Annotated in this window: 12 protein-coding genes; 9 read left to right on the top strand and 3 right to left on the bottom strand. The window is 68.5% G+C overall.

The features are described 5' to 3' along the window. Positions 1–2 precede the first annotated feature (2 nt). The gene (locus AB0269_RS08335) at positions 3–533 is read right to left on the bottom strand and encodes a CGNR zinc finger domain-containing protein (RefSeq protein WP_366210745.1); all 531 of its coding nucleotides are present in this window, start codon (positions 531–533) and stop codon (positions 3–5) included. A gap of 39 nt (positions 534–572) precedes the next feature. On the opposite strand from AB0269_RS08335, the gene AB0269_RS08330 reads away from it, so the two are divergent. The 8 genes from AB0269_RS08330 to ppsA all read left to right on the top strand — a co-directional run bounded on the left by AB0269_RS08330 (position 573) and on the right by ppsA (position 9,772). Then, positions 573–1,550, top strand: a complete 978-nt coding sequence (locus AB0269_RS08330) for an EamA family transporter (protein ID WP_366210744.1) — start codon at positions 573–575, stop codon at positions 1,548–1,550. A 78-nt stretch (positions 1,551–1,628) separates the two neighbouring features. After that, positions 1,629–1,988, top strand: a complete 360-nt coding sequence (locus AB0269_RS08325; protein ID WP_366210743.1) for a VOC family protein — start codon at positions 1,629–1,631, stop codon at positions 1,986–1,988. Between the two features lie 74 nt (positions 1,989–2,062). Continuing rightward, positions 2,063–2,761: a GntR family transcriptional regulator gene (locus AB0269_RS08320; protein ID WP_366210742.1), complete on the top strand. Its 699-nt coding sequence runs from the start codon at positions 2,063–2,065 to the stop codon at positions 2,759–2,761. Continuing rightward, positions 2,758–4,275: an MmgE/PrpD family protein gene (locus AB0269_RS08315; RefSeq protein WP_366210741.1), complete on the top strand. Its 1,518-nt coding sequence runs from the start codon at positions 2,758–2,760 to the stop codon at positions 4,273–4,275. Before AB0269_RS08320 ends, AB0269_RS08315 begins: the two co-directional genes overlap by 4 nt. Further along, positions 4,275–5,174, top strand: coding sequence for a methylisocitrate lyase (gene prpB / locus AB0269_RS08310; RefSeq protein WP_366210740.1), 900 nt, complete (start codon positions 4,275–4,277; stop codon positions 5,172–5,174). The genes AB0269_RS08315 and prpB overlap by 1 nt, the downstream gene beginning before the upstream one ends. Positions 5,175–5,205: 31 nt before the next feature. Continuing rightward, positions 5,206–6,390, top strand: a complete 1,185-nt coding sequence (locus AB0269_RS08305) for a bifunctional 2-methylcitrate synthase/citrate synthase (protein ID WP_366210739.1) — start codon at positions 5,206–5,208, stop codon at positions 6,388–6,390. A gap of 106 nt (positions 6,391–6,496) precedes the next feature. Next, complete coding sequence (locus AB0269_RS08300; RefSeq protein WP_366210738.1) at positions 6,497–7,324, top strand: pyruvate, water dikinase regulatory protein; 828 nt, start codon at positions 6,497–6,499, stop codon at positions 7,322–7,324. Between the two features lie 54 nt (positions 7,325–7,378). Then, positions 7,379–9,772 (top strand): phosphoenolpyruvate synthase, encoded by a 2,394-nt coding sequence (ppsA, locus tag AB0269_RS08295; protein ID WP_366210737.1) that lies wholly within the window; start codon positions 7,379–7,381, stop codon positions 9,770–9,772. 31 nt (positions 9,773–9,803) lie between these two features. Here ppsA and AB0269_RS08290 read toward each other — a convergent pair whose 3' ends face one another. Beyond that, positions 9,804–10,391, bottom strand: a complete 588-nt coding sequence (locus AB0269_RS08290) for an antibiotic biosynthesis monooxygenase (RefSeq protein WP_366210736.1) — start codon at positions 10,389–10,391, stop codon at positions 9,804–9,806. 121 nt (positions 10,392–10,512) lie between these two features. Here AB0269_RS08290 and AB0269_RS08285 point away from each other — a divergent pair, with 121 nt between their 5' ends. Then, the gene (locus tag AB0269_RS08285; protein ID WP_366210735.1) at positions 10,513–11,691 is read left to right on the top strand and encodes a thiolase family protein; all 1,179 of its coding nucleotides are present in this window, start codon (positions 10,513–10,515) and stop codon (positions 11,689–11,691) included. Positions 11,692–11,746: 55 nt separating this feature from the next. On the opposite strand, the gene AB0269_RS08280 is transcribed toward AB0269_RS08285, so the two are convergent. Further along, entirely contained in the window at positions 11,747–12,646 is a 900-nt protein-coding gene (locus AB0269_RS08280; RefSeq protein ID WP_366210734.1) for a hypothetical protein, read from the bottom strand. Between the last annotated feature and the right edge of the window lie 365 nt (positions 12,647–13,011).

Below are 13,011 nucleotides of genomic sequence, written 5' to 3'. Positions count from 1 at the left end.
CCTCAGCGCTGCCGGGCGCGATACGCCGCGACGGCGTTGCGATTCGTGCAGGCGACCGAGCAGTAGCGTCGGGAGCGGTTGCGCGACAGGTCGAGCACGACGCCGTCGCAGTCGTCGTCCGCGCACACCGCGAGCCGGCTGCCCTCGTCGGCGCGGACGACGTCGAGGAGCGCCATCGCCGTCTCGGCGAGGATGCGCTCGGCGAGCGGGCGGTCGTCGGCGACAGCGTGCAGGTGCCAGTCGGCGCCGTCGTGGCGGACGACATGCGCGTCGAAGACGATGTCGCGGAACGCGTCGTTGATCTCGTCGACCATCTCGTCGCGCGGGGCGAGGAGCATCCGGCGCAACCGCGGTCGCAGGGCGCGCACGGCTGCGAGCTCGTCGGCGTCGCGGTCGATGCGGCCGGTGTACGGGAACTCGACAAGGAACGCGTCGAAGTCCGCACGGGTGACGAGCGTGTCCGGGTCCTGCGCGCTGTTCGCGAGGTGGACGGCCGCTCGCATCGCCTCGGCCGTGTCATCGGTGAAGATCATGTTGACACCTTACAACCCCGCTCGCTACTGTCATCGACCATGAGGACTTTGACAGATGACACCCGCGTGCGCTCGGGGTTGCGGCTCGGGCTTCCGCTCGCGATCGCGGCGGCCTTCGCGTTCGGGATGTCCGGGGCCTGGGCGCGCGGACTCATCGACGCCGGCTGGACGCCAGGAGCTGCGGTCACGGTACGGATCTGGGTCGCAGCGCTCGTGCTCCTGATCCCGACGGTCATCGCGCTGCGCGGGCGCTGGATGCTGCTGCGCCGCAACCTCGGAATGATCGCCGCCTACGGGCTGCTGGCCGTCACCGCCACGCAGCTGTTCTACTTCCAGGCCGTCGCCGTGATGGACGTCGGACTCGCCCTGCTCATCGAATACACCGCACCGATCGCCGTGGTCCTGTGGCTCTGGATGCGGCGCGGCGAGAAGCCGACCAGGCGCAGCATCCTCGGTGCGCTGATCGCGTTCGCAGGTCTCGTGCTCATGCTCGATGTGCTCTCGGGCCGCAGCGTCGACGTGGGCGGCATCCTCTGGGCGTTCGGGGCGATGATCGGTGCGGCGGCGTACTTCGTGCTGTCGGGGCGTAGCGACACCGGACTGCCGCCGATCGCGCTCGCAGGCTCCGGGCTGCTCGTGGGAGCCGTGGGGCTCACCCTCGCCGGAGCAGTCGGCATCCTGCCGATCGCCTGGAACACGGATGACGTGACCTACCGGTTCGGAACCGTGCCGTGGTTCGTCCCGGTGCTGGCCATCGGGATCGTCGCAACCGCACTCGCGTACGTGCTCGGCATCGCCTCGACGCGCCTTCTCGGATCGCGATTGGCGTCGTTCATCGCGCTCGCCGAAGTTGTCGCCGCGCTGCTGTTCGGGTGGCTGCTGCTCGGCCAACTGCCGAACCTGCTGCAGGGGCTCGGTGCTGTTCTCGTGCTCGCGGGGGTCGTCGTCGTGAAGCTCGGCGAGCCCGCGGCATCCGTCTCGGGCGATCCGGTGCTGGACTTCGACGAGACCCCTTGATCTCGCGCGGGGGCAGGGCGAGACTTGCCGTGCCCGGCGCCTCCCGGCGTCGTCCACGAAACGACGGAAGGACTCGACATGGCACACGGCGACATCACGCACATCGACATCCCGGTCAGCGATCTGGCGAAGGCGCAGGCCTTCTACTCGGGACTGTTCGGCTGGGAGATCTCGGAGATGCCCGGCTACGAGGGCTACCCGATGTGGCAGGCGCCGAACAAGATCTCGGGCGGCGGTCTCGCTCCGCGCAGCGATGACTTCACCCAGCCGCGCTCCTACGTCGAGGTCGATTCGATCGAGGAGACGGTCGCCGCGGCCGTCGCCTCCGGCGCGACGGTGCTGATGGAGAAGCAGCCGATCAGCGAGACGAGCTGGTGGGCGGTCATCAGCGACCCCGACGGGAACTCGATCGGCCTGTACGAGGGCACGACCGAGTAGGCACTCTGTATACCTTCGTAACCGCCTGAGGGGCCTCCGCGCCGCGGAGCGCGAATTATGTATACACTGATCGTGTGAGCAGCACTGTCGAGCGCACCGCCCCCGAGCGCACCCGCGCGAGCGATCGAGCCTACGCGGCGCTGCTGGATGAGATCCAGTCCGGTGTGCTCGCGCCCGGTGCCGTCCTCGCCGAGGTCGAGCAGGCGGCTCGCCTCGGCGTCAGCCGCACGCCGCTGCGCGAAGCCCTGCAACAGCTCAGCGCCGACGGACTCGTCGAGCAGCAGTCGCCGCGCGTCACCGTCGTCGCCGGGATCGATGCGGATGACATCCGCTCGCTGTTCGAGCTCCGTCGTGCGCTCGAGGAGTCGGGTGCGCGACTGGCCGCCCTTCGCGGCGATGCTTCACTGTTCGGGTCTCTGGCCCACGAGTTCGCCCAGGCTGCGGCATCCCTCGACGCCGACACCGGACGCGACGACTACTACGCCCTCATCGCCCGCTTCGACGCCGCTGTCGACGCGGCGGTCGCGAACGACTACATGGCCGCGGCCCTGCGCACCGTGCGCACGCACCTCGTGCGGGTGCGGCGCATGGCCCGCGACAAGCCGGAGCGGCTCGCGGCATCCGTCGCCGAGCACCGGCTCATCGCCGAGGCGCTCGCCGAGCGCGACGGCGACCTCGCAGCCCATGCCACGCACGTGCACCTGCGCAATGCGCTCACGAGCATCCTCGACTCTTTGGAACAGCAGAGCTCCCTGCCGGAAGGAACGAAATGACCGTCAACCACCACGTCCGCGTCTACAAGAGCGAAGAGGACCTGCCCCGCGAGGAGCAGCTCGCCTGGAAGATCGCCGAGGTCGCCGCCGACCCCGTCGCGGTCGAGCAGGACGTCGTCGACATGATCATCAACCGCATCATCGACAACGCATCGGTCGCCGCGGCATCCCTCACCCGCGCACCGATCGTCGCGGCCCGCGACCAGGCGTTCAGCCACCCGGTCTCGACCGGCGGCGCCGGCGCGACCGTCTTCGGCGCCCCGCTGGAGAAGCGCACCAGTCCCGAGTGGGCGGCGTGGGCGAACGGCGTCGCCGTGCGCGAGCTCGACTACCACGACACCTTCCTCGCCGCCGAGTACTCGCACCCCGGGGACAACATTCCGCCGATCCTCGCGGTCGCGCAGCACGCGGGCAGTGACGGCACGGCCCTCGTGCGCGCCATCGCGACGGGTTACGAGATCCAGGTCGACCTCGTGAAGGCGATCTGCCTGCACAAGCACAAGATCGACCACGTCGCCCACCTCGGCCCGTCGGCCGCGGCCGGCATCGGCACGCTCCTCGGTCTCGACACCGAGACGATCTATCAGGCCATCGGTCAGGCGCTGCACACGACGACCGCGACGCGGCAGAGCCGCAAGGGCGAGATCTCCACGTGGAAGGCGCACGCCCCGGCGTTCGCCGGCAAGATGGCTGTTGAGGCCGTCGACCGCGCCATGCGGGGCCAGACCAGCCCATCGCCCATCTACGAAGGCGAAGACGGCGTCATCGCCTGGATGCTGGACGGCAAGGATGCCGCGTACGACGTGCCGCTGCCGGCGAAGGGCGAGGCGAAGCGCGCGATCCTCGACACGTACACGAAGGAGCACTCCGCCGAGTACCAGGCGCAGGCGTGGATCGACCTGGCGCGCAAGCTGCACAACGACGGCATCGACACGTCTTCGATCAGATCCGTCGTTCTGCACACGAGCCACCACACCCACTACGTGATCGGCTCGGGCGCGAACGACCCGCAGAAGTACGACCCGACGGCATCGCGCGAGACGCTCGATCACTCGATCCCGTACATCTTCACGGTCGCCCTGCAGGACGGCGCCTGGCACCACGTCGACTCGTACACCCCCGAGCGCGCGGGCCGCACCGACACGGTCGAGCTGTGGAACAAGGTCACGACGCTCGAGGACGCCGAGTGGACGCGTCGCTACCACTCGAACGACATCAGCGAGAAGGCCTTCGGCGGTCGCGTCGAGATCACGTTCGAGGACGGCACCACTCTCGTCGACGAGATCGCCGTCGCCGACGCGCACCCGCTCGGTGCACGCCCGTTCGCGCGCGACAACTACATCTCGAAGTTCCGTCTGCTGGCGGAGCCGGTGCTGGCGCCGGAGGAGATCGAGCGCTTCCTGTCGCTCGTTCAGCGCCTGCCCGAGCTGACGGCCGCCGAGGTCGCGGAGCTGTCGATCATCGCGAAGCCGGGCGTCGTGGCATCCGAAGCCGTCACGCGGGGGCTGTTCTGATGCTGTACTCCACCACCCCGGCGGCCGAGAAGCGGCGGCTGTTCCGCGAACGGCTCGCGACCGGTGAGCTGCTGCGGTTCCCCGGCGCGTTCAACCCGCTGTCGGCGCGGCTCATCGAGCAGAAGGGCTTCGAGGGCGTCTACATCTCGGGTGCCGTGGTCTCGGCGGATCTCGGCCTGCCCGACATCGGACTGACCACGCTCACCGAGGTCGCCGGCCGCGGGCAGCAGATCGCGCGGATGACCGAGCTGCCGGCGATCATCGATGCCGACACCGGGTTCGGCGAGCCGATGAACGTGGCGCGCACGATCCAGACGCTCGAGGATGCCGGGATCGCCGGCGCCCACATCGAGGACCAGATCAACCCGAAGCGGTGCGGGCACCTCGACGGCAAGGCCGTCGTCGACGCGGACACCGCGGTCAAGCGCATCCGCGCCGCCGTCGACGCCCGTCGCGACGAGAACTTCCTCATCATGGCGCGCACCGACATCGCCGCCGTCGACGGGCTGGAGGCCGCGAAGGATCGTGCGAAGGCGCTGGTGGATGCCGGTGCCGACGCGATCTTCCCCGAGGCGATGCGGTCGCTCGAGGAGTTCGCCGCGATCCGGGATGCCGTCGACGTGCCGATTCTGGCGAACATGACCGAGTTCGGGAAATCGGACCTGTTCTCGGTGGACCAGCTTCGGAATGTCGGCGTGAACATCGTCATCTGGCCGGTGTCGCTGCTGCGTCTGGCCATGGGGGCGGTCGGGCGGGGTCTCGATACCCTGCTGGAGGAAGGGCACCTGACCGGCAGGCTCGGCGAGATGCAGCACCGCGCCGACCTCTACGACCTGATCGACTACGAGTCGTACAACCACTTCGACTCCGGCGTGTTCAACTTCACCATCGACCGCTGAGCGGCACGCACACACTGCAAAGGAGCACAGCATGACCGACATCAAGAAGGGCTTGGCCGGCGTCGTCGCCGATGAGACGGCGATCAGCAAGGTCAATCCCGAGACGAACAGCCTGCTCTACCGCGGATACCCGGTGCAGGAGCTCGCCGCGACGCAGCCCTTCGAGGCGGTCGCGTATCTGCTGTGGCACGGCGAGCTGCCTTCGGACGAGCAATTGACCGAGTTCCGTGCGACCGAGCGCGCGAACCGTGCCCTCCCCGCGGAGGTCAAGGAGGCGATCGACCGCCTGCCACTCGACTCGCACCCGATGGATGAGGTGCGCACGGCGGTCAGCGTGATCGGCGCGATCGAGACGGCCGGCATCACCAATGTTCTGGATGCCGTCGGCACGCCTGCTGAGAACCTTGAGCGCAGCCTGAAGCTGTTCGCCGTGCTTCCGGCGATCGTGTCGTACGGCCAGCGGCGTCGTCGCGGCCAGGAGATCGTCGAGTCGCGAGACGACCTCGACTACGCGGCGAACTTCCTGTGGCTCACGTTCGGCGAGGAGCCGGATGCCGTGGTCGTGGATGCTTTCAACCGCTCGATGATCCTGTACGCGGAGCACTCCTTCAACGCGTCCACGTTCACGGCGCGCGTGATCACGTCGACGCTGAGCGACATCTACTCGGCCGTCGTCGGTGCGATCGGCGCGCTGAAGGGCCCGCTGCACGGCGGTGCGAACGAGGCCGTGATGCACATCCTCGACGAGATCGGCACGGCGTCCGCCGTTTCGGGATGGCTCGACGAGGCGCTCGCCGAGAAGCGCAAGATCATGGGCTTCGGTCACCGCGTCTACAAGCGCGGCGACTCGCGGGTGCCGACGATGAAGGCCGCACTCGACACTCTTGTCGCGCACTACGACCGGCCGGATGTCGCGGAGCTCTACGAGACCCTCGAGGATGAGTTCGTCTCGCGCAAGGGCATCTATCCGAACCTCGACTACCCGTCGGGCCCGGCCTACAACCTCATCGGCTACGACACGCTCACCTTCACGCCGCTGTTCATCGCGGCGCGGGTCACCGGATGGACGGCCCACATCATGGAGCAGCAGGCCTCGAACGCACTGATCCGCCCGTTGTCGGCGTACAACGGACCGGACGAGCGGCACATCGACGGGTACGTCCCCGACACGGCTGCGGTCGAGGTGCAGGAGCGGCCGGAGGAGGCCGCGGGCTGATGAGGCACGCGGGCGCGAGTATCCCGCTTGCCGAAACGTAAAGAACAGCGAATCCTTCGCGCTGGATCGGTCAAGGGAGCCAGGGACTCTTTCCTAGAGTGAACGCATGACCGATCGCGATCCGGCAGCGACGCGCCCCGCGTACTTCGTGTCGGACAGCACGGGCGTCACCGCCGAGACGCTCGGCAGCGCGCTGCTGGCGAACTTCCCCGGCATCCGTTTCTCGAAGCAGACGATCCCGTTCGTCGCGTCCGAGTCCGAAGCGCGCACGGTCGCCGCGAGCATCGCGGCAGATGCGGCCGAGGGTCGCGAGCCGCTCCTGTTCATCACGGTGAAGCAGGCAGCGCTCCGCGGCATCCTCAGTGCATCGAAGGCGACAGTCATAGACCTCCTCGCCGGCCACCTCACCGAGCTCGAGCAGGCGCTCGGGGTCACGGCATCCGAGCAGCTGGGCGTATATCACGGCCTCGGCGACACCGACCGCTACTTCGCCCGCATGCGCGCGGTCGAGTACGCCATCGAACACGACGATGGGCAGAGCTACCGCGCCCTAGATCAGGCCGACGTCGTCATCGTCGCACCTTCGCGCTGCGGCAAGACGCCGACGACCATGTACCTCGCGCTCCAGCACGGTCTGCGCGTCGCGAACTATCCGCTCACGGAAGACGACCTGCCCGCCGAGGGTCTGCCGCGATCCATCGCCAAGTACCGCGACCGCTGCTTCGGGCTCACGACCACGCCCCTGCGTCTGAGCCAGGTGCGTCACGAGCGCCGGCCCGGATCCCAGTACGCGAGCCTCGAGCAGTGCACGCTCGAGCTGCGCCGCGCCGAAGACCTCTACCGACGAAATCGTGTCCCGTTCCTGAACTCCTCGACCAAGAGCGTCGAGGAGATGTCGGCGGTCATCATGCAGACCATGAAGCTGCGTGCCTGACCGTGCTTTCCGCAAACCCGTGCATTCCGCCAACCCAGTGAAAGAAGCAGCGCTATGAGCAACATCCTCTGGTTCGACGAGGTCGGCATGGCCGACCTTCCCCAGGTCGGCGGCAAGAACGCGTCGCTCGGTGAGATGGTCTCGCACCTGTCCGACCTCGGCGTGCGCGTGCCGGGCGGGTTCGCGACGACCGCCGACGCGTACCGCGCCTTCCTGGCATCCGACGGGCTCGACGCGCGAATCCGCGCGGCCGTCGAGGCGATCGACGTCGACGACGTCACCCAGCTCGCGCGCGTCGGCGCCACCGTGCGGCAGTGGATCGAGCAGCAGTCGCTTCCCGCTGACATCGAGCGCGACATCCGCTCCGCCTACACGCGTCTGCTCGAGAACGACGTGGCTCCGGAAGCCGTCTCGTGGGCGGTGAGATCGTCGGCGACCGCCGAGGACCTCCCCGACGCGTCGTTCGCCGGCCAGCAGGAGACCTTCTTGAACATCTCCGGCATCGAGAACATCCTGCAGGCCGTGCGCCAGGTGTTCTCCTCCCTCTACAACGACCGCGCGATCGCCTACCGCGTGCACAACGGCTTCGACCACCACGACGTCGCCCTCTCCGTCGGCGTGCAGCGCATGGTGCGCTCCGACATCGGGGCGTCCGGGGTCATGTTCACCGTCGACACCGAGTCGGGCTTCGAGGATGCCGTGTTCATCACCAGCTCGTACGGCCTCGGCGAGGCCGTCGTGCAGGGGGCTGTGAACCCCGACGAGTTCTACGTCTACAAGCCGGCGCTGGCCGCATCCCGCCCCGCGATCCTCAAGCGCTCGGTCGGCGAGAAGGCCGTCGCGATGCGCTACACGACGAGCAGCCAGGTCGGCGGGACGACGGTCTTCGAAGATGTCCCCGCCGAGCAGCGTCGACTGTTCAGCATCACGGATGCCGAGGTGACCGAACTCGCCCGCCACGCTGTGACGATCGAGAAGCACTACGGGCGTCCGATGGACATCGAGTGGGCGCGTGACGGCGCCGACGGCAGGCTGTACATCCTGCAGGCCCGCCCCGAGACCGTCGTCTCGCGGGCCGACGCCAACGTCATGCGCCGCTTCGTACTCGCCGAGCGCAGCGACGTTCTGGCCACCGGACGGGCGATCGGGCAGAAGATCGGCTCGGGAGCGGTGAGCGTGCTGCGCGGCATCGACCAGATGGCCCACTTCCGCGCCGGCGACGTGCTCGTCGCGGACATGACCGATCCCGACTGGGAGCCGATCATGAAGAGGGCCTCCGCGATCGTCACGAACCGCGGTGGACGCACGTGCCACGCCGCGATCATCGCGCGGGAACTCGGCATCCCCGCTGTCGTCGGCACCGGCAACGCGACCGACGTGCTGCCCGACGGGCTCGACGTCACCGTGTCGTGCGCCGAGGGCGACGACGGCTTCGTCTACCAGGGACTGCTCGATTTCCGCGAGGACGAGACGCACCTGGATCGGATGCCGGAGGTCCCGGTCAAGATCATGATGAACGTCGGCACGCCCGATCAGGCGTTCTCGTTCTCGCGGCTTCCGAACCGCGGCATCGGCCTCGCGCGGCTGGAGTTCATCATCAACCGCCAGATCGGCATCCACCCCCGCGCGCTGCTCGAGTTCGACGCGCTCCCGGCCGACCTGCACGCGCAGGTCGCCGACCGCATCGCCGCCTACCCGTCGCCGCGCGAGTTCTTCATCCAGCGCGTCGCGGAAGGCGTCGGGATGCTGGCCGCGGCCTTCGCACCCGAGCCGGTCATCGTGCGGATGAGCGACTTCAAGTCGAACGAGTACGCCAACCTGCTCGGCGGAGACCGGTACGAGCCGCACGAGGAGAACCCGATGATCGGGTACCGGGGGGCGTCTCGTTATATCTCGGACGAGTTCCGCGAGTGCTTCGACATGGAGTGCGAGGCGTTGCGGCGCGTGCGCGACGACATGGGCCTGACGAACGTGAAGATCATGATCCCGTTCGTCCGGACGGTCGCCGAAGGCGCCGCCGTCGTCGACCTGCTCGCGGAGAACGGGCTGCGCCGAGGCGAGAACGGCCTCGAGGTCGTGATGATGTGCGAGGTCCCATCGAACGCGCTCCTGGCGGATGAATTCCTCGACCACTTCGACGGGTTCTCGATCGGCTCGAACGACATGACCCAGCTCACCCTCGGTCTCGACCGTGACTCGTCACTCGTCGCCCAGACGTTCGACGAGCGGGACCCTGCCGTGAAGAAGATGCTCGCGATGGCCATCGAGGCGTGCCGGCGCCGCGGCAAGTACATCGGCATCTGCGGGCAAGGGCCGTCGGACCACCCGGACCTCGCGGACTGGCTGCTCGATCAGGGCATCGAGTCGATGTCGCTGAACCCCGACACGGTGGTCGAGACCTGGATGCGGCTGGCGGCGCGGGTCGGAGCAGACGCCGTCTCGGCGTGATCAGCGGACGGCCGGCCGGCGCGGGATCGGCTCAGCGCCCGAGCCACCCGCGCAGCATCCGCGTCACCCACGGCAGCACCCCGTACGTCATGATCGGGGTGAGCACGACCGTGGTGGTGAGCGCGCGCAGCCAGATCGGCAGCTGATCCCAGCCGGGGACGGGTGCGATGGCATAGTTGAACGCGAGGTTCACCGGGAAGAACCCCAGCCAGATCGAGACGGCCTGCTTCCACCGCGGCGGTGTGTGCACGACCGCGACGGTCGTCGTGCCTCCGGTGTCCGGGTCGGGAATCGTGATCGTCCCGGTCGTCGGCTCGTCGAACCATCCCTCGATCCCGGTGCGCCGCTCGACGCGTTCGCTGAGCACGAAGCCCTCGCCCATCGAGAGCCACCCTGCGCGCTCAGGCGAGCGCTCCCACTGCTCGAGATCTTCGTCCGTCGCGAATCGGTAGAGCATGTGCCAGACGCGGGAGTCCGCGCCTTCGCGCACCCAGCCGGACCCGAGGAATCCCGGGTGGCGGTTGGCGAGGTTGACGCCGGTCTGCACCCAGGCGGTGGCCTCGGGGATGCGCTCGGGGTCGACTTCGCGGCGGATGGAGACGGTGACGGGCTCGGACAAGGTGGGTCCTCAGGATGCTGCTGCTCGGGTCTGAGCGTAACGGGGCGGCGGATGGCCGGATACGAGTGTAGATGAGCGGGGGCGGCCCCGGCTGGGGCGCAGCCGAGGCACAATCGAAGGCATGAGCAATGAAGCCGTGATCGTCGACGTCATCCGCACACCCGTGGGCCGGGGCAAGCAGGGCGGGACGTTGTCGGGCGTGCACCCCGTCGACCTCGCCGCCGGGGTCCTGCAGACGCTCCTGGAACGCAACGGCCTCGAGTCGGCGCAGATCGACGACGTGCTGCTCGGCTGCGTCAGCCAGGTCGGCGAGCAGGCGATGAACATCGCGCGGCAGGCGGTGCTCGCGGCAGGCTTCGACGAGCAGGTCCCGGCGACGACGATCGATCGCCAGTGCGGATCGAGTCAGCAGGCCGTGCACTTCGCCGCACAGGGCATCGCCGCCGGTGCCTACGACATCGTGGTCGTCGGGGGAGTGGAATCGATGAGTCGCATCCCGCTCGGCTCCTCGCTCGGGGACGCATCGCCGATGTCGCCGCGGATGCGGACGCGCTACCCGCACGGCCTCGTGAACCAAGGCGTGAGCGCCGAGCTCATCGCCCAGAAGTGGGACCTCGGGCGAGAGGAGCTGGATGCGTTCGCCGCCGAGTCGCACCGCCGGGCAGCCCAGGCATGGGAGGACGGGTTCTTCGATCGCACGGTCGTCCCCGTCCCCGAGGCTCCTGAAGCGCGCCTCGATGAGACCGTTCGCGCGGGCACGACGGCCCTGAAGCTCGCCGGGCTCCCGGCATCCTTCCGCACCGACGCGCTGGCCGAGCGCTTCCCCGAACTCGACTGGCGCATCACGCCCGGCAACTCCTCACCGCTCACCGACGGCGCGTCCGCCGCTCTGATGATGAGCGCAGAACGTGCGAACGCACTGGGTCTCGCCCCTCGCGCTCGCTTCCGCGCGTTCGACGTGGTCGGTGACGACCCGATGTTCATGCTCACCGGTCCCATCCCCGCGACGTGGCGCGTGCTGGAGCGCGCGGGGCTCGGCATCGACGACCTCGACGCCTACGAGGTCAACGAGGCGTTCGCCTCGGTGCCGCTGGCCTGGGCGGCCGAGCTCGGAGCGGACCCGTCCAAGCTCAATCCGCGCGGCGGGGCGATCGCCCTCGGCCACGCGCTCGGGTCCTCCGGGACACGGCTGCTGGGCACCCTGATCGACCACCTCGATGCGACGGGTGGTCGCTACGGTCTGCAGACGATGTGCGAGGGCGGCGGCATGGCCAACGCTCTCATTCTCGAGCGGCTCTGAACCCGTTCAAGTAACGCAAATGACCCGATCCGCGCCGTGGATGCGGTCATTTGCGTTACTTGAACGCAGCCAGGGCCGCGGTCACGCGTCGGACCAACTCATCGGGATGCTTCAGGAGCGGCGACGTGACCTCGAGAACGTTCCAGCCGGCGGCGCGCAACCGGGCGATGCGCTCCACGTCTCTTGCCCAGCTCTCGCCGTGCAGCATCCCCAGGTATTCGATTGCGATCTTGCGCTCGGGGTAGGCCATGTCGACGCAACCGAGGAAGCGGCCGTCGTCGTCGAAGACGTCGATGTTCAGACGCGGCTCCGGGAGGCCCGCGGCCACAAGGATGATGCGCACAGCGCTTTCCCTCGGCGACCACGAGTCCTCGCGGATCAGGTCGAGAGCCGTCCGCAGCCGGGCTGCGCCCCGCCGACGTCCTGCCTCCAACAGGGTCCGCAGTTCGTCGATCTCGGCGAGGGGTGGCTTTCCCGCATTCGGCCGCCCGTACCCCGGACGCCACTTGCGGCAGAAGTAGTCGCCCGCGGCGACGATGTCCTTGAGCGCGAGGCGGCCGAGTTGCACCCATGTGGCCGCCGGTGAGGGCACGCGCAGACCATCGTGTTCGTCCGGAACTGTGAGACTTGCATATGTCTTGTGCCGGGTTACCCCCGCGGCTCGCGGTACGGGCGCGGGGCCGACGGCGCACACGTGCAGTTCGAGATCCTCCGCTTCGGCGATCCGGCCGAACGAATCGAAGACGAGAGGCAGCGGCGCGCCCCAGATCGCGGCCGCCGTCTCGTGGCTGAAGACGTGTCCTGTGTGCAGCCGCGGTGCGTACTGGCGTGCACGAGAGATTCGCCCGCGCCTTTGCCGCTCGTACGGATCGTCGGATGCGGACTCGGACTCGGTGGGTGGCTCCGTCCGGATGCGGACGCCGTGGAACGGCGCATCCAAGTCGCTCCCGTTCAAGCGCGAGCGACTGGTGCCATGTCCTCGCGCGAGCGCGGTGGAGAACGCGGTTGGAAGTTCCGTCGGCAGCGGGGTTCGTCGTCCCATCGCTGCAGGTTGGCACGTTCGCTGACCTCGGTGACGGCGTTATCCACAGCCCCTCGTCTGTTCAGGTAACGCAAATGACCCGATTCAACGCGGAGATCGGGTCATTTGCGCTACTTGAACGCGGTGGGGAGGCAAGACCCCCGCCGACCCGATTCGGCGGGGGCCTTTTCGGGAGCCGAGCTCACCGAGGCGCGGAAAGCTTCTGACTACCCGATCCGGTCTGAGTCGTCCCGCGCACCAGCAGTTGTACGCGTTCCGGGTGACGTGCGGGTGAACCG

It is taken from the genome of Microbacterium sp. NPDC077644 (assembly GCF_040702785.1).
Classification (GTDB): domain Bacteria; phylum Actinomycetota; class Actinomycetes; order Actinomycetales; family Microbacteriaceae; genus Microbacterium.
This window is presented reverse-complemented; position numbering and strand designations above follow the sequence as displayed.

What these genes read in the sequence shown, in the direction of transcription:
- AB0269_RS08335 (WP_366210745.1), bottom strand. Translation starts at nt 533, where the DNA reads ATGATCTTCACCGATGACACGGCCGAGGCGATGCGAGCGGCCGTCCAC.
- prpB (WP_366210740.1), top strand. Translation starts at nt 4,275, where the DNA reads ATGCTGTACTCCACCACCCCGGCGGCCGAGAAGCGGCGGCTGTTCCGC.
- AB0269_RS08330 (WP_366210744.1), top strand. Translation starts at nt 573, where the DNA reads ATGAGGACTTTGACAGATGACACCCGCGTGCGCTCGGGGTTGCGGCTC.
- AB0269_RS08325 (WP_366210743.1), top strand. Translation starts at nt 1,629, where the DNA reads ATGGCACACGGCGACATCACGCACATCGACATCCCGGTCAGCGATCTG.
- AB0269_RS08305 (WP_366210739.1), top strand. Translation starts at nt 5,206, where the DNA reads ATGACCGACATCAAGAAGGGCTTGGCCGGCGTCGTCGCCGATGAGACG.
- AB0269_RS08300 (WP_366210738.1), top strand. Translation starts at nt 6,497, where the DNA reads ATGACCGATCGCGATCCGGCAGCGACGCGCCCCGCGTACTTCGTGTCG.
- ppsA (WP_366210737.1), top strand. Translation starts at nt 7,379, where the DNA reads ATGAGCAACATCCTCTGGTTCGACGAGGTCGGCATGGCCGACCTTCCC.
- AB0269_RS08285 (WP_366210735.1), top strand. Translation starts at nt 10,513, where the DNA reads ATGAGCAATGAAGCCGTGATCGTCGACGTCATCCGCACACCCGTGGGC.
- AB0269_RS08315 (WP_366210741.1), top strand. Translation starts at nt 2,758, where the DNA reads ATGACCGTCAACCACCACGTCCGCGTCTACAAGAGCGAAGAGGACCTG.